The sequence below is a fragment of the Streptomyces sp. NBC_00158 genome (genome assembly GCF_045160885.1).
Classification (GTDB): Bacteria; Actinomycetota; Actinomycetes; order Streptomycetales; family Streptomycetaceae; genus Streptomyces.
On sequence record NZ_CP108161.1, the window covers coordinates 5865177 to 5881159 of the forward strand.

The 15983-nt window shown below is 74.4% G+C and carries 15 protein-coding genes; 9 read left to right on the forward strand and 6 right to left on the reverse strand.

The features are described from left to right. The first annotated feature begins 10 nt into the window (after nucleotides 1-10). Together chpH and OG553_RS26980 are read left to right on the forward strand one after the other, a co-directional pair. Complete coding sequence (gene chpH / locus OG553_RS26975) at nucleotides 11-244, forward strand: chaplin ChpH (RefSeq protein ID WP_405981454.1); 234 nt, start codon at nucleotides 11-13, stop codon at nucleotides 242-244. A 151-nt stretch (nucleotides 245-395) separates the two neighbouring features. Beyond that, entirely contained in the window at nucleotides 396-1322 is a 927-nt protein-coding gene (locus OG553_RS26980; RefSeq protein ID WP_405981455.1) for a chaplin family protein, read from the forward strand. Nucleotides 1323-1361: 39 nt separating this feature from the next. On the opposite strand, the gene OG553_RS26985 is transcribed toward OG553_RS26980, so the two are convergent. After that, complete coding sequence (locus tag OG553_RS26985; RefSeq protein ID WP_405981456.1) at nucleotides 1362-1550, reverse strand: DUF5703 family protein; 189 nt, start codon at nucleotides 1548-1550, stop codon at nucleotides 1362-1364. A gap of 47 nt (nucleotides 1551-1597) precedes the next feature. Here OG553_RS26985 and OG553_RS26990 point away from each other — a divergent pair, with 47 nt between their 5' ends. Then, nucleotides 1598-2245, forward strand: a complete 648-nt coding sequence (locus OG553_RS26990) for a hypothetical protein (protein ID WP_405981457.1) — start codon at nucleotides 1598-1600, stop codon at nucleotides 2243-2245. Nucleotides 2246-2309: 64 nt separating this feature from the next. Here the strand turns inward: OG553_RS26990 and OG553_RS26995 are convergent, their stop codons facing one another. Together OG553_RS26995 and OG553_RS27000 are read right to left on the reverse strand one after the other, a co-directional pair. Then, nucleotides 2310-4715, reverse strand: coding sequence for a helix-hairpin-helix domain-containing protein (locus OG553_RS26995; RefSeq protein WP_405983150.1), 2406 nt, complete (start codon nucleotides 4713-4715; stop codon nucleotides 2310-2312). A 389-nt stretch (nucleotides 4716-5104) separates the two neighbouring features. Beyond that, the gene (locus OG553_RS27000; protein ID WP_405981458.1) at nucleotides 5105-6088 is read right to left on the reverse strand and encodes an aldo/keto reductase; all 984 of its coding nucleotides are present in this window, start codon (nucleotides 6086-6088) and stop codon (nucleotides 5105-5107) included. 109 nt (nucleotides 6089-6197) lie between these two features. On the opposite strand from OG553_RS27000, the gene OG553_RS27005 reads away from it, so the two are divergent. Both OG553_RS27005 and OG553_RS27010 read left to right on the forward strand, forming a co-directional pair. Beyond that, nucleotides 6198-7247, forward strand: a complete 1050-nt coding sequence (locus tag OG553_RS27005) for an LLM class F420-dependent oxidoreductase (RefSeq protein ID WP_405981459.1) — start codon at nucleotides 6198-6200, stop codon at nucleotides 7245-7247. A 249-nt stretch (nucleotides 7248-7496) separates the two neighbouring features. After that, nucleotides 7497-8285, forward strand: a complete 789-nt coding sequence (locus tag OG553_RS27010; RefSeq protein ID WP_405981460.1) for a ferritin-like domain-containing protein — start codon at nucleotides 7497-7499, stop codon at nucleotides 8283-8285. A gap of 18 nt (nucleotides 8286-8303) precedes the next feature. On the opposite strand, the gene corA is transcribed toward OG553_RS27010, so the two are convergent. Further along, a complete protein-coding gene (corA, locus tag OG553_RS27015) occupies nucleotides 8304-9299 on the reverse strand; it encodes a magnesium/cobalt transporter CorA (protein WP_405981461.1) in 996 nt (331 codons plus the stop codon). Nucleotides 9300-9353: 54 nt separating this feature from the next. Here corA and OG553_RS27020 point away from each other — a divergent pair, with 54 nt between their 5' ends. The 4 genes from OG553_RS27020 (at nucleotide 9354) to mshC (ending at nucleotide 12879) form a co-directional block, all read left to right on the forward strand. Further along, complete coding sequence (locus tag OG553_RS27020; protein ID WP_405981462.1) at nucleotides 9354-10061, forward strand: histidine phosphatase family protein; 708 nt, start codon at nucleotides 9354-9356, stop codon at nucleotides 10059-10061. Between the two features lie 77 nt (nucleotides 10062-10138). Next, nucleotides 10139-10729: a DUF3090 domain-containing protein gene (locus OG553_RS27025; protein ID WP_405981463.1), complete on the forward strand. Its 591-nt coding sequence runs from the start codon at nucleotides 10139-10141 to the stop codon at nucleotides 10727-10729. Continuing rightward, nucleotides 10693-11529: an SCO1664 family protein gene (locus tag OG553_RS27030; protein WP_405983151.1), complete on the forward strand. Its 837-nt coding sequence runs from the start codon at nucleotides 10693-10695 to the stop codon at nucleotides 11527-11529. The genes OG553_RS27025 and OG553_RS27030 overlap by 37 nt, the downstream gene beginning before the upstream one ends. A gap of 120 nt (nucleotides 11530-11649) precedes the next feature. After that, nucleotides 11650-12879 carry a cysteine--1-D-myo-inosityl 2-amino-2-deoxy-alpha-D-glucopyranoside ligase gene (gene mshC / locus OG553_RS27035; RefSeq protein WP_405981464.1) on the forward strand — a complete coding sequence of 410 codons (1230 nt, stop codon included), beginning with the start codon at nucleotides 11650-11652 and terminating at the stop codon, nucleotides 12877-12879. 358 nt (nucleotides 12880-13237) lie between these two features. Here the strand turns inward: mshC and OG553_RS27040 are convergent, their stop codons facing one another. After that, entirely contained in the window at nucleotides 13238-14239 is a 1002-nt protein-coding gene (locus tag OG553_RS27040; RefSeq protein WP_405981465.1) for a PAC2 family protein, read from the reverse strand. Nucleotides 14240-14365: 126 nt separating this feature from the next. Then, the gene (locus OG553_RS27045; RefSeq protein ID WP_386275434.1) at nucleotides 14366-15973 is read right to left on the reverse strand and encodes an FAD-dependent oxidoreductase; all 1608 of its coding nucleotides are present in this window, start codon (nucleotides 15971-15973) and stop codon (nucleotides 14366-14368) included. Between the last annotated feature and the right edge of the window lie 10 nt (nucleotides 15974-15983).

Here is a 15983-nt window from a genome sequence, read left to right on the forward strand (position 1 = left end):
AGGAGGAACAATGCTCAAGAAGGTTGTCGCCGCTGCGGCTGCCACCGGTGGTCTGGTTCTCGCGGGTGCGGGCATGGCCGCCGCCGACGCGGGTGCGCAGGGTGCGGCCATCGGCTCGCCCGGTGTCCTGTCCGGCAACGTCGTCCAGGTCCCGGTCCACATCCCGGTCAACGTCTGCGGCAACACCGTGAACGTGATCGGCCTGCTGAACCCGGCCTTCGGCAACACCTGCGTCAACGCCTGACGCTTCTGAAGTTCTGGCCCCGGAGCGCAATCCAGCGCTCCGGGGCCGCCGGGCTTTTACGGCCCGGAAGCTCATGCTCCGGCGCGGCGGGCGGGGGAGCCCGTACGGTCCGCGCGCCGGACGGAACGTACACACCAGGGGACGAGTACAGATGCGACGACCGGTTCAGGTCACGAGGAAGACGCTGATCACGATGGCGGCCGCGGGGGGTGTCCTCGCGTTCGCCGGCGGTCAGGCCCAGGCGGCCTCGGGGGCGTCGGGGCACGCCTCGAACTCTCCGGGCGTGCTGTCCGGGAACAACGTGCAGGCGCCGGTGGACGCGCCGGTGAACGTGTGCGGCAACACGGTGACGGTGGTGGGGGGCCTGAACCCGGCCTTCGGCAACCGCTGCGCGAACGGGCCCGGCAAGCCGCAGCACCCGGGCCACCCCGGGAACCCCGGCCACCCCGGGAACCCCGGCCACCCGGGGCAGCCCGGCCACCCGGGCGGCGGGCACGACGAGCCGTGCGACGACCACCCCGGCACCCCGGGCCACCCCGGGAACCCCGGCACCCCGGGCCATCCTGGGAACCCCGGCACCCCGGGCCACCCCGGGAACCCCGGCACCCCGGGCCATCCTGGGAACCCGGGTACCCCCGGCCACCCCGGCAACCCGGGCAATCCGGGTACCCCGGGCGGTCACACCCCGGGGAACCCCGGTGGCCAGACGCCCGGTAACCCCGGCGGTCACACCCCGGGCAACCCGGGTGGGCAGACGCCCGGTAACCCCGGCGGTCAGACCCCGGGCAACCCGGGCGGTCAGACCCCGGGCAACCCGGGCGGTCAGACCCCCGGCAATCCGGGCGGTCACACCCCGGGCAACCCCGGCGGTCAGACCCCCGGCAACCCGGGCGGCCAGACCCCGGGCACGCCGGGAGCCCAGACCCCCGGCAACCCCGGCGGCCAGCCGTCCGGCGGCCAGCCGTCCGGCCTCGCCGCCACCGGTGCCGGTGACGCCCTGACGGCCGGCGTGCCGCTCGCCGGCGGGCTGCTGCTGGCCGGCGCGGTGCTCTACCGGCGCGCCCGCAACGCCGCCTGACGGCCCCTCACGACGCGGGCCCCGCTGCCGGGGCCCGCGTCACCAGGTCGCGCGGATCTGGCGGATGATCCGGCGGCGCAGCCGCGCCCGGCGGCTGCCGTCCCGGTACAGGGTCAGCCGGTCCAGCTCCCAATTTCCGTATTCCGCATGATCGGTCAGCAGGCGGGTGGCCTCCTTGCGGGGCGTCCCGCGGGGCACGTACACGTCGACGAATTCGTATTCCGGCATCGCATCTATTGTGCGGGCACCGGCCCGCTACGGATAGCGTCTGCACTATGTCTGATGCCGCTCTGCCCACTGTTGCCGAGGTACGCGCCGCCGCCGAGGCGGTCAAGGCCGCACTCGACCGTCACCTCGCCGCGGTCGAGAGCAGGATCGGGGACGAGGACCCGGCCGTCTACGCCGCCTTCAACGAACTCGCCGCCGCGGCCGAGGAGTACGACGAACTCCTCTACGACCGCTACGACGAGGTCACCCCCTTCGAGATCCCCACGCCCGAGACCGGCGCCCCGTACACCGGCCCCGCCGAACCCTCCGCGTTCAGCGTGCTCATCCGCCGCGACTACGCCGTCGTCGAACCGGCGCGGCTGATCGCCCAGGCCGAACGGGTCGCCGCGCACGACCGGGACGCCGAACTCCTCGACGACGGCGGCACCGCCGGAGCGCTCGGGGTGCTCTTCGGGGAGTACGAGCCCGACGAGATCGCCTCCCGTTACAAGGAGTTCGGCCTGGAGGAGGGCGACTCCACCCTCTGGATCGCCGCCCTGGAGGAGGCCGCGGAACCGGGGGACTGGCTCAACTCGCCCTTCGGGCAGACCGATCCGCAGGACGTGCTGCACCGCTTCGACGTGAGCTCCGTCTTCGACGACGAGGACGCCGACGACGAGGAGAGCGCCGCCGAGTCCGGCCTCGCCCCGGCCTGACCCGGCCCGGAGCCGCCGCCCACCGTGCCCCGCCCGCCGACACCGGCCGGGCGGGGCACGGCCGCTACGGCTGCTCCTCCTGCGCGGCCGTGAGGGCCCTCAGCAGGCCCGTGAGCCGGGTCGTGCGCGGCTTCGGGAGCCCCTGCGCCACCGCGCGCGGCAGCGCGTCCTCCACCCCGTGGACCACGGACAGGTGCCGCTGAGCCCGCCCGAACGCCGTGTACACCCAGTCCCGGGACAGGGCCTGCGCCGCGTCCCCGGGCAGTACCACGACCACCGCCGGCCAGCGCGAGCCGACCGCCTGGTGCGCCGTCACCGCCCAGCCGTGCCGGACCTGCGCCTCCACCCGGTCCTGCGGTACGACGACCCGCGCGCCCGGCACCTCCAGGTGCAGCCCCTGCGCGTCGGCCGACACCACCCGGGCCGGCAGCGCCCGCCCGGGCGAGGGCACGTGGACCACCCGGTCGCCCGGGTCGAAGCCGGCGAACCGGCCCGGGCCGGGGTTCAGCCGCTCCTTGAGGGCCGCGTTCAGCGCCCGGGTCCCCGCCGGGCCGCCGTGGCCCGGGGTGACGACCTGCACGTCCCCGGCCGGGATCCCGAAGGCGCGCGGCACCGACTCGGCCACCAGTTGCACGGTGCGGTGCACGGCCTCGCCGGCGTCCCGCACGGGCACGATGACGACCTCCTTGCCGGGGGCGTCGACCCGGTTCAGCTCCCCGATGCCGATCCCCGAGACCAGCTCGCCGATCGGGCCGGGGTCCGGGGTGCGGGAGACCACCTGCGGGAAGGCGCGGGCGGCCAGCACGTCGGCGAACACCCGCCCGGGCCCGGCCGATCCGAGCACGCCGGGGTCCCCGGAGAGCACCAGGCGGGCCCCGTCGGGCACGGACTCCACCAGCGCCGCCGCCCGCTCCACGTCCAGCTGGGGCGCGTCCAGGACGATCAGCAGGTCCAGGTCGAAGCGGCCGTCGGCGTCCCGCCCGGGGCCCTCCGTGCCCGCGAGCAGCCCGGCCACGGTGACGGCGTCCGGCGCGGGGGCGTGCGCGGCGAGGACGGCACGCAGCCCGAGCCGACGGGCGGCCGCCAGCAGGGCCGCCGGCTCGGTGCGGGCGGCCTCGCCGCCGGTGTGGGTGACCAGGCCGTGGCCCGCGACGGCCCGGACCAGCTCGGCGCCAGGGCCGTCGGCCGCCGCCGACCAGTCCGCCGGGCCGGCGAAGGTGCCCGCGAGCCGGGCCAGGCCGTCCGCGAGGGCCTCCTCGGCCAGGGCGTGCCCCTCCAGGCCCACGAGGATCCGTACGGGCGGCTCCTCGTCCTCGGCGGCGGGCGGGCCCAGCGGCTCGTGGAACACCAGCACCGCGCCGTCGCCGATGGCCGCCTCCAGGGTCTCGGCGGGGGCCGGCACCCCGTACTGGGCCAGTGCCTTCTCCAGGACCGGGGCCTCCAGGGCGGTGTGCCCCTTGGCGGCGGCCTGGTCGAGCAGCCAGCCCAGCAGGGCGGCGCCGCGGCGTTCGTCGGCGGGACCGGCGCCGGGGCCGAGCAGGGCCTGCGCGAAGCCGTCCGCCTGTGTCGGGCGCACCCCGGGGACGGCGAGCAGCCGCCAGGGGTCCTCGGCCAGCTGCTCGGCCGCGCCCTCGCCGAGGGCCGCGGCGGCCTGCCCGGCCAGGGCCTCGGGGGCGCCGCCCCGGGCGAGCACGGCGCGGACGGCACCGATGTCTCCGACGGCGGGGGCGGGGGCCGGGGCGGCCGCCGCCGGGCGGGGCCGCGGGGGAGCGGGGGCCGCCGGGCGGGGGGCGGCGGGAGCCTCGTCGAAGTACAGCGGGACGGCCGGCTTGGCGCCGCCCTCCACGGCCCGTACGGCGGCCAGCAGGTCGGCGGCCTTCCCGCTGAGCTTGGCGCCGGCGTCGACGGGACCCTCGCGCTCCGCCTTCCGCCGGGCGATCCGCTCCCGCTCGACCTTCTGCGCAGCCAACTCGGCCTGCGCCTCCGTCAGCTGCGCCCCGGCCTCGGCCGCTTCCGTCCCGTCCCCGGCCTCCGCCGGCTCCGTCCCGGCCTCCGCCGCTTCCGTCCCGGCGGCGTCTTGCCCGGCCCTGGCCCCTGCCGGCTCCGTTCCGGTGGCGTCCTGCTCTGCCTCGGCCCCTGCCGGCTCCGTCCCGGTGGCGTCCTGCCCGGTCTCGGGGTCGGTGCCGGTCCCTGCGGGGCTTTCCCCCGCCCCGCCCCTTCCCGAAACCGGGGGCTCCGCCCCCGGACCCCCGTCGGCCTCCGGCCCGCGCGCCCCCGGCCCACCGGCTTCGCCGCCGGCCTCCGGCCTGCCGCCCGCCTCCGACCCCTTCGGGCCGGCGCCCGTCCCCGGGCCCTCCGGGCCGTCGGAGCCTGCCGGAGCGGCCTCCGGCCGGTCGGCCGCGTCCTGCGGCTCATCGGCGGCTGCCGCATCGGTCTCCGGGCCGTCGTCCGGACCCGCGGGGCCGGTCACACCGGCGCCGCGGCCGTCACTGCCGGCCGCGCCGGTCTCCGCCGCACCGGACGCCGGCTCGTCAGCCGCGTCCTCCGGCCCGGCGGCCGGATCCGGGCCGTGCGCCGCGTCGGCGCTGCCGGGTACCTCGGCCTCGTCCGGCGCCTCTGCCGCGTCGAGGCTCTCGGCGTCGGCCGCCCCGGACCCGTCCGGCCCCCCGGCCGCGTCGTGGCCTTCGGCGCCCGCCGGGGCGGCGCCGTGCGCGGCCTCCGGGGTCTCCGGCCCGGCGGTGTCCCCGCTCCCGGTCCCGGTGATGTGCGGTGAGGTCCCGGTGTCCCGGCCCTCCGGGCCCTCGGTGGCTTCGTACGGGTCCTCCGCGGCAGCGGGGTTGGCGGGGTCGGGGGCCGTACTCACAGCGTGCTCCAGTCCTGATCCGGGTAGTGGTGCACGGGCGCCGACACGTCGTCCAGCGCCCGGCGGATCTCCTCCGGAAGGGTAAGGGCCTCCACCGACAGTGCAGCCCCGAGCTGCGCGGACGTACGGGCGCCGACGATCGGGGCCGCCACCCCCGGCCGGTCGCGGATCCAGGCCAGCGCCACCTGGAGCGGGGTGACCGCCAGCCCCTGAGCGGCCGTGACCACGGCGTCCACGATCAGGCCCGCCGCCTCGTCCAGGTACGGCTCCACCAGCGCGGCCAGCGCCGGCGAAGCGCCCCTGGAGTCGGCCGGCGTCCCGTCGCGGTACTTGCCGGTCAGCACCCCGCGGCCCAGCGGGGAGGAGGGCAGCAGCCCCACCCCCAGGTCCAGCGCCGCCGGGAGCACCTCGCGTTCCACGCCCCGCTGGAGCAGCGAGTACTCCATCTGGGTGGAGGCCAGCCGGGTCCGCGTCCCGGGCGCGCCGAGCTGCCACGTCGCGGCCTTCGCCAGCTGCCAGCCGCTGAAGTTGGACACGCCCGCGTACCGGGCCCGCCCGCTGGAGACGGCCAGGTCCAGCACCTGGAGGGTCTCCTCCAGCGGGGTGTGCGGGTCGAAGGCGTGGACCTGCCACAGGTCCACGTAGTCGGTGCCGAGGCGGTCCAGGGAGTCGTCCAGGGCGGCGAGCAGGTGCCCGCGGGAGCCGTTGAAGCGGCGGTCCGGGTCCGGGACGCTGCCCGACTTGGTCGCGATCACCATGTCCCGCCGCGGCACCAGGGAGCCCACCAGCTGCCCGAGGAGGTACTCGGCCTCCCCGCCCCCGTACACGTCGGCGGTGTCGACGAGCGTGCCGCCCGCCTCCCAGAACGTCTTCAACTGCTCGGCGGCGGCTTCCTCGCCGGTGTCACGGCCCCAGGTCAGGGTGCCGAGGCCGATCCGGGAGACGCGCAGTCCGGTGCGGCCGAGATGCCTCTGCTCCATGACCGCTGAGACTACTGGGGCACTGACGCAGGGCCGTTTGGCGCGCTACAGTCCCCCGCAGACCCACGTTACTGATCGGTAAACCGGCACATCCGTTAGGGGACGACACATGCGGCTCGGCATCAATCTCGGCTACTGGGGTGCGGGCATGGACGCCGACAACCTGGCCGTCGCCCAGGAGGCCGACCGGCTCGGCTACGACGTCTGCTGGGCGGCCGAGGCATACGGCTCCGACGCGGCCACCGTCCTGGCCTGGGTGGCCGCCCAGACGGAGCGGATCGACGTCGGCTCCGCCATCTTCCAGATCCCGGCCCGCCAGCCGGCGATGACGGCGATGACCGCCGCCACCCTGGACTCCCTCACCAAGGGCCGCTTCCGGCTCGGCCTCGGCGTCTCCGGACCGCAGGTCTCCGAGGGCTGGTACGGCGTGAAGTTCGACAAGCCGCTCGCCCGGACCCGGGAGTACGTGGAGATCGTCCGCAAGGCCATGTCCCGCGAACGGCTGAGCTTCGAGGGCGAGCACTGGACCCTCCCGCTGCCCGGCGGCCCCGGCAAGCCGCTCAAGCTGACCGTGCACCCCGAGCGCCCGCACATCCCGCTCTACATCGCCGCCATCGGCCCCAAGAACCTGGAGCAGACCGGCGAGATCGCCGACGGCGCCCTGCTGATCTTCCCGGCCGCCGAGCACCTGGAGGAGACGGCCCTGCGGCACGTCCGCGCGGGCCGCGAGAAGGCCGGGCTGACGATGGACGGCTTCGACGTCTGCCCGACCGTCCCGCTGGCCATCGGCGAGGACGTGAACGCCCTCGCGGACATGTTCCGCCCCTACACCGCCCTGTACGTCGGCGGCATGGGCAGTCCGAAGCAGAACTTCTACAACCAGCTCGCCCAGCGCATGGGCTACGAGAAGGAAGCCGCCGAGATCCAGGCCAAGTACCTGGCCGGCGACAAGGACGGCGCGGGCGCCGCGGTCCCGCACTCGCTGATCGACTCGACCACCCTGCTCGGCTCCGTGGAGCGGATCGCCGACGGGATGCGGGCCTACGCCGAGGCCGGGGTCACCACCCTCACGCTGGCCCCGGCCGGCTTCACCCTCGACGAGCGCCTCGCCGCCCTGCGCGCGGGCACCGAGGCCATGGAGCTCGCCGGCCTCGCCTGAGGAGGACCCTCGGACGGAGTCCGACGCGGCCGCCCGAGGCCTGCGCAGCAGTGCGAGGGCGGCGTCGAGAAGAGGTCAGCGGCCGTGGTGGGGGCTCGGGGGGTCTTCCCCGCCACGGCCGACACAGCGAACAACGCCCGGCCCGCCCCCGGGGTTACGCCCCGCCGGGCGCCCGCCGGTTTCGTTCATTCGGCCGAGTGCGGCCACGCATCGGTTGCCCGCCCGGTCGATCCGCCCTTGACTCGTTGCATGCTCTCTGCCCGCAGCCTGTTCCAGGAGATCGTCGACCACGACGACTCCTTCCAGCTGTTCTGCTCCATCGCCGCCAGCGGGGAGTCCCAGGGCGGCTGGGAGAACGCCCGGATCGCCGCCCTCGTCCCCGAGGGCATGCGCGACCTGGCCCCCAAGATCACCCGGCACGGCGCCGACGAGGACAAGCACGGCCGGATCTTCCGGGCCCTGCTGCGCAAACGCGGCCTGCCCGCCGTGCCCGTCCCGCCCGAGACCGACTACACGATGCTGCTGGAACGCCGCGGCATCGGCCTCGCCCACGACAAGCTGCGCCGCGACGAGACCCTCAGCGAGGAAGACATCGTCGTCTACCTCGCCCACAGCCGCGTCACCGAACAGCGCGCCGCCGACCAGATGGTCATGCTGCTGCGCCACTTCGGCGACCACCCCGAGGTCGGCAAGGCCGTCCGCGTCATCAGCAACGACGAGGACAACCACCTCGCCTACTGCCACGAGGAACTGCTCCGCCTCGCCCGCGCCGGGCACGGCCGCACCATCCAGCGCGTCCTGCGCCAGAGCGCCCTCGCCGAGATCGGCGTCTACCGCGACGTCAGCCTCGCCGTCATGGACCACATGGGCCGGCTGCTGCGCTGGCCCGCGCCCAAGGCCGCCGCCCTCGCCGCCGGCATCCGCGCGGTGTACGCGTACGAGCGCTTCAGCGGCTGGCACCGCATGGTCGGCCTGCGCCAGCCGGAGCGGCGGAACCCGCTGGGCGGCGTACCCAGGACCACCCACGAGTTCGCCTAGCCCCGCCCCGACCGCGGATCAGAGCCAGCCGCGCCGCTTGAACATCCTGTGCAGGGCCAGGCACAGGCCCACCATGAGCACCACCACCGCCGGATAGCCCCACGGCTGCCTGAGCTCCGGCATGTCGTCGAAGTTCATCCCGTAGATCCCCGCGACCATCGTAGGGACGGCCGCCATGGCCGCCCAGGCGGAGATCTTGCGCATGTCGTCGTTCTGCCGGACGCCCATCTGCGCCAGGTGCGCGGCCAGGGCGTCCGACAGCAGCCGGTCCAGGCCCTCGATGTACTCGTTCGCCTTCGTCAGGTGGTCGGCCACGTCCCGGAAGAACGGCCGCGCGTGGTCGTGCACGAAGGGCACGTTCCCGAAGGCCAGCCGGTCCATCGGCTGCAGCAGCGGGCTCGTCGCCCGGCGGAACTCCAGGACCTGCCGCTTGAAGCCGTAGATCCGGGCCGCGGTGCTCTTCGACGAGTCCGGGGCGTTCGGCGCGAACACCTCCGCCTCCAGCTCCTCCAGGTCCGCCTGGAGCTCGGCCGCCACCTCGATGTAGTGGTCCACCACCGCGTCGGACACCGCGTACAGCACCGCCGTCGGGCCGTGCCGCAGCACGTCCGGCTCCTGCTCCAGCCGGTGCCGCACGGCCGCCAGCGCGGCCCCCTCGCCGTGCCGCACCGTGACCACGAAGGAGTCGCCGATGAACACCATCAGCTCGCCCGTGGTCACCGTGTCCGTGTCGTCGTCGTACAGCACCGGCTTGAGGACCACGAACAGCGAGTCGTCGTACACCTCCAGCTTCGGCCGCTGGTGCGCCGTCAGCGCGTCCTCCACCGCCAGCTTGTGCAGCCCGAACTCCCGGCTCACCCGCTCGAACTCCGCGGGCGTCGGCTCGTGCATCCCGACCCACAGGAAGGCGTCACCGGCGGCCCGCGCCTCCCCCAGCGCGTCGGAGAATTCCTCCGGAGCCTGCGAGCGGCGGCCGTCCCGGTACATCGCGCAGTCGACAATCACGCCGGGCATTCTTCCCCGACCCGCGCCCGCCCGCACGCCGGGGTCACCGCATACCCTGCATGCATGGCCACGCTGATCCTCGTACGACACGGGCGGTCCACCGCCAACACCGCAGGTCTGCTCGCCGGATGGACCCCGGGAGTGGCCCTCGACGAACACGGCACCGGGCAGGCCGCCGCGCTGCCCGGGAGGCTCGACGGGATCCCCCTCGCCGCAGCCGTCTCCAGCCCGCTCCAACGCTGCCGGGAGACCCTGGCCCCGCTGCTCGAAGCCCGCCCCGAGCTGCCCCTGCACACCGACGAGCGGATCGGCGAGTGCCACTACGGCGACTGGTCGGGCCGCAAGCTCTCGGAACTCGTCGACGAACCCCTCATGAAGATCGTCCAGCAGCACCCCTCGGCCGCCGCCTTCCCCGGCGGCGAGTCCATGCGCGCCATGCAGGCCCGCGCCGTGGACGCCGTACGCGAATGGAACACCCGCGTCGAGGAGGAGCACGGCACCGGCGCCGTCTTCCTGATGTGCTCCCACGGCGACATCATCAAGTCCCTCGTCGCCGACGCCCTCGGCATGCACCTCGACCTCTTCCAGCGGATCCACGTCGACCCCTGCTCGGTGACCGTGATCCGCTACACCCCCACCCGGCCCTTCCTGCTGCGCCTCGGCGACACCGGCGACCTCGCCCCGCTGATCCCGCACCCGGCCGCCTCCGCCGACTCCGAGACCGAGGGCGGCGGCAACGCCGTCGTGGGGGGCGGCGCGGGCGCGGCCTGATCGAACGGCGCAGTAGGGTGGCAGGGCCCAACAACGCGTGAGCAGCCCTGCCCCTGCCCCAGACTTGGAGACCGGTCGTGCCCCGTCAGGTGTTCCTTTACGACCCGCCGGACCGCTTCGTGGCCGGCACGGTCGGTCTGCCTGGACGCCGCACCTTCTTCCTCCAGGCCTCCTCGGGCGCCCGCGTCACCAGCGTGTCCCTGGAGAAGACCCAGGTCGCCGCACTGGCCGAGCGGATGGACGAGCTCCTCGACGAGGTCGTACGCCGCACCGGCGGCAACGCGCCCGTCCCGGCCGTCGCCTCCCCCGAGGCCGCCGACACCGCACCGCTGGACGTCCCCGTCGAGGAGGAGTTCCGGGTCGGCACCATGGCCCTGGCCTGGGACGGCGAGGAACAGCGGATGATCGTCGAGGCGCAGGCGCTCGTCGAACTCGAAGCGGACTCCGAGGAGGACCTCGCCGAGGCCGAGGAACGCCTGCTCCAGGACGAGGAGAACGGCCCGCCCATGCTGCGGGTCCGGCTCTCCGGCACCCAGGCCCGGGCCTTCGCCAAGCGGGCCCTCGACGTGGTCAACGCGGGCCGGCCGCCGTGCCCGCTGTGCAGCCTGCCCCTCGACCCCGAGGGGCACGTCTGCCCCCGTCAGAACGGGTACCGGCGCCAGGCGTGAGCGAGGTGACCCCGATAGAGGAGCTGCTCACCCGCGGTGAGCTCACCGTCCGCGGCCGCATCGCCGAGGCCTCCAACGCGGTCCTGCTGTGCACCATCACCCACGAGGGGCGCAGCGCGGAGTGCGTCTACAAGCCCGTCAAGGGCGAGCGGCCCCTGTGGGACTTCCCCGACGGGAACCTCGCCCGGCGCGAGCGCGCCGCCTACCTGGTCTCCGAGGCCACCGGGTGGGGGCTGGTCCCCACCACCGTGCTGCGCGACGGCCCGTACGGAGAGGGCATGGTGCAGCACTGGATCGACGCCGGAGAGTCGCCGGAGTCCGGGCTGCTGGCGCTGGTCGAGGGCGAGGAAGCGGGGGAGGGCTGGAAGCCGGTCGCCTTCGCCGAGGTCGGCGAGGGCCGCACCGCCCTCCTCGTACACGCCGACGACCCCCGGCTGCGCCGCCTCGCCGTACTCGACGCGGTGATCAACAACGGCGACCGCAAGGGCGGCCACCTGCTGCCCGCGCCGGACGGCCGGCTCTACGGGATCGACCACGGAGTGACCTTCCACACGGAGGACAAGCTGCGCACCCTGCTCTGGGGCTGGGCGGGGGAGCCGCTGACCGGGGAGGCGCGCGAGGTCCTGGGGTCCCTGGAGGCGCAGCTGGCCGACGGGGCGCCGCTCGCCACCCGGCTGGGCGAACTGATCACCGCGGTCGAGCTGGCCGCCGTGCGGGCCCGCGTGGCGCAGTTGCTGCGGGACGGGAAGCATCCGCAGCCGTCCGGGCAGTGGCCGTCGATCCCCTGGCCGCCCGTCTGAGCAGGCACGTCTCCGGATGATCGCGGACGCATAGAACCGGCCAGACCGCAAGAGTGCCGATCAAGCCAACAGTGCTGGTCCCATTCGTTTGCGGAACACTCGTCCGGTTAGGCTCGAACCATGCATGCCTGGCCCGCTTCTGAGGTCCCCGCCCTGCCCGGCAAGGGCCGCGACCTCCAGATCCACGACACCGCGACCCAGGGGACGGTCACCCTCGACCCCGGTCCCGTCGCCCGCCTCTACGTCTGCGGGATCACCCCGTACGACGCGACCCACATCGGTCACGCGGCGACCTACAACGCGTTCGACCTCGTGCAGCGCGTGTGGCTCGACAACAAGCGGCAGGTCCACTACGTCCAGAACGTCACGGACGTGGACGATCCGCTGCTGGAGCGGGCGCTGCGCGACGGACACGACTGGACCGAGCTCGCCGAACGCGAGACGGCCCTCTTCCGCGAGGACATGACCGCCCTGCGCATGCTGCCCCCGCAGCACTACATCGGCGCCGTCGAGGCCATACCGGGCATCGTGCCGCTGGTGGAGCGGCTGCGGGACGCGGGCGCCGCGTACGAGCTGGAGGGCGACGTCTACTTCTCGGTGGAGTCCGACCCGAACTTCGGCGGGGTCTCCCACCTCGACGCGGCGGCGATGCGGGCCCTGTCCGCCGAGCGCGGCGGCGACCCGGAGCGCCCGGGCAAGAAGAACCCGCTCGACCCGATGCTGTGGATGGCCGCCCGCGAGGGCGAGCCGAGCTGGGACGGCGGCTCCCTGGGCCGCGGCCGGCCGGGCTGGCACATCGAGTGCGTGGCCATCGCCCTGGAGCACCTGGGCATGGGCTTCGACATCCAGGGCGGCGGCTCCGACCTGGTGTTCCCGCACCACGAGATGGGCGCCTCGCACGCACAGGCCCTGACGGGCGAGTTCCCGATGGCCAAGGCCTACGTCCACGCGGGCATGGTCGCGCTGCACGGCGAGAAGATGTCGAAGTCCAAGGGCAACCTGGTCTTCGTCTCGGCGCTGCGGCGGGCCGGGGTCGACCCGGCGGCCATCCGCCTCGCGCTGCTCGCGCACCACTACCGGGCGGACTGGGAGTGGACGGACGACGTCCTCGCGCAGGCGCAGGCCCGCCTGGCGCGCTGGCGCGCGGCCGTCTCCCGGCCGGACGGCCTGCCGGCCGAGGCGCTGGTGGAGGAGGTCCGGGCGGCGCTGGCCGACGACCTGAACGCACCGGCGGCGCTGGCGGCCGTGGACGCCTGGGTGGACGCGCAGAACGCCTCCGACGGTGACGACGAGTCGGCCCCCGGCCTGGTCTCCCGCACGGTCGACGCCCTCCTGGGCGTGGCCCTGTAGGACCGGCCCCGATGCCCCCTGGCTCCGCCCGAGCCCGGGGGCATTGCCGTGCCCGTGCCCGTGCCCGTGGCCGGGGTACGTGCGGGCCGCCGTGCGCGGGGATGCCTGCGGCGCTGGTCCCCTACCCGCCCTTCACCCGTTCTCGCCTCAACCGCCGGCGGGGCTGGAAAACCGAACGCCGGCGGGGCTGGAAGATCCAGCCCCGCCGGCGTTCGAGGCGCGGGGTCTGGGGCGGAGCCCCTGGGAACGGTGGAAGGGCGGGTAGGGGACCGCCCCGCGCAGCGGCGCCCTCACCGGCCCGGGCGCACGGCGCGAGCCGCCCGCGCAGCGGCGCCCCCCCCCGGACCGCCCGGCCGGGCTACGGCTCCGGGGTGTCCCCCGGCTCGTCCGGCTCCGGAGCGGCCGCAGGGGGCTGGGGGTCCTCCCCGGAGGGATCCGGTTTGCGGCGCGGGGGCCGCGTCAGGCCGCTGGAGGTGTCCCGCAGGTACGAGCCGTCACCCGGCTGCTCCGCGGCGGCGGACGGATCCCGCCGCCGCAGGTACCGCTCGAACTCCCGGGCGATCGCGTCCCCGGACGCCTCCGGCAGATCGGCGGTGTCCCGCGCCTCCTCCAGCGTCTGGACGTACTCCGCCACCTCGCTGTCCTCCGCGGCCAGTTGGTCCACGCCCAGCTGCCACGCCCGCGCGTCCTCCGGCAGTTCGCCGAGCGGGATCCGGATGTCGATCAGGTCCTCCAGCCGGTTCAGCAGCGCCAGCGTCGCCTTCGGGTTCGGCGGCTGCGACACGTAGTGCGGTACCGCCGCCCACAGCGACACCGCCGGGACCCCGGCGTGCGTGCAGGCCTCCTGGAGCACTCCCACGATCCCCGTCGGACCCTCGTACTTGGTCTCCTCCAGGTCCATCGTCCGCGCCAGGTCCGCGTCCGAGGTCACCCCGCTCACCGGCACCGGCCGCGTGTGCGGGGTGTCGCCCAGCAGCGCGCCCAGGATGACGACCATCTCGACGCCCAGCTCGTGCGCGAACCCGAGCAGCTCGTTGCAGAACGACCGCCACCGCATGGACGGCTCGATGCCCCGTACGAGCACCAGGTCGCGCGGCTTCGCGCCGCCGATCCGGACCACCGACAGCCGCGTCGTGGGCCAGGTGATCTTCCTGACCCCGTTGTCCAGCCACACCGTCGGACGGTTGACCTGGAAGTCGTAGTAGTCCTCGGCGTCCAGCGCCGCGAAGACCTCGCCCTTCCACTCCCGGTCCAGGTGCGCCACCGCACCGGAGGCGGCGTCACCCGCGTCGTTCCAGCCCTCGAACGCGGCCACCATGACCGGGTCGATCAGCTCGGGCACGCCCTCAAGCTCGATCACCCAGGTCTCCTTCCGAAGTTCCTTGCGTACGTGGGCCAGCCTAAGCCTTCGCGGTACGTCGGCCACAGCCCACGACAGAGGGGCGGTTCCCCTCGGAACCGCCCCTCTTCCCCACCTGCGTACGAGCTATGCCTTGTGGCCCAGCATCTCCTCGACGCGGGCCCGTACGGCCTCGTCGTCCAGGCCGCGGACCGTCACCGTCGTACGGCGGCGCAGCACGTCGTCGACCGTCTCGGCCCACTCGTGGTCACGGGCGTAGGCGACCTGCGCCCAGATCTCCGGACCGTCCGGGTGGATGCGCTCGGCCAGCGCCGCGTCCTCGTTCGCCAGGCGGGCGATGTCGAAGGCCAGCGAGCCGTAGTGCGAGGCCAGGTGGCGCGCGGTCAGCGGGTCCATGCGGGCGCCGGGCTCGCGGTCCACCAGGAGGCGGTGCGCGACCGCGTTCGGGTTGGCGACACCGGGCAGCGGGACGCGGCGCACGAGGGACTTCACCGGCTCCATGTCCTCGGTCAGCGGGCTGCCGGGGAGCTTGGCGAGCTTGTCCATGACGACGCGGCCGATGTGCCGGTACGTGGTCCACTTGCCGCCGGCCACGGACAGCATGCCGCCCGCGCCCTCGGAGACCACCGTCTCGCGCTTGGCCTTCTCGACGCCGCCGGGGCCGCCGGGGAGCACGCGCAGGCCGGCGAAGGCGTACGTCATCAGGGAGCGGTCGAGGTCGGCGTCCTTGATGGAGAACGCGGCCTCGTCCAGGATCTGCTGGATGTCGGACTCGGTGGCGCGCACGTCCGCCGGGTCGCCCTCGTACACCTCGTCGGTGGTGCCGAGCAGCAGCTGGTCCTCCCACGGGAGGGCGAAGGTGATGCGGTACTTGTCGATCGGGGTGGCCATGGCGGCCTTCCACGGCGACTTGCGCTTCATGACGATGTGCGCGCCCTTGGAGAGGCGGATCGACGGCATCGAGTGCTTGTCTTCCATGCGCCGCAGGTGGTCCACCCACGGGCCGGTGGCGTTGAGCACGACGCGCGCGTCGACCCCGAACTCGGTGCCGTCCAGGCGGTCCTTGAGCTCGGCGCCGGAGACCCGGCCGCGCGTCATGCGCAGGCCGGTGACCTCGGCGTGGTTGAGGACGACCGCGCCGGACTCGACGGCCGCGCGGACCGTCATCACGGCGACGCGGGAGTCGTTCATCTGGTGGTCGTAGTAGACCGCGACGGCCTTGAGGTTGTCCGTCTTGAGGCCGGGGTTGTCGGCGACGGCACGGGCCGGCGATATGACCTTGCCCATGCCGTCGCCGAAGGCCGAGAGGGCGGAGTAGGCGAAGACGCCCGCGCCCAGCTTGGCCGCACCCACCGGACCGCCCTTGTAGACCGGCAGGTAGAACGTGAGCGGGTTGACCAGGTGCGGGGCCACGTCCTTGGCCAGCACCCGCCGCTCGTGGTGGTTCTCCGCCACCAGCTTGACCGCGCCGGTCTGCAGGTAGCGCAGACCGCCGTGGACGAGCTTGGAGGAGGCCGAGGAGGTGGCGCCGGCGAAGTCGCCGGCGTCCACCATGGCAACCCGCAGACCCGACTGCGCGGCGTGCCAGGCCACCGAGGTGCCCAGGATCCCACCGCCGATGACCAGCAGGTCGTACGTGGCCTTCGAGAGCTGTTCGCGGGTTTCCGCGCGGCTCGCGTTGGCACCGGAAGTCGGGTGCGTACCCAGGGCGGGAACGCTCTGCAGGGTGCTCATATCTCTTTCA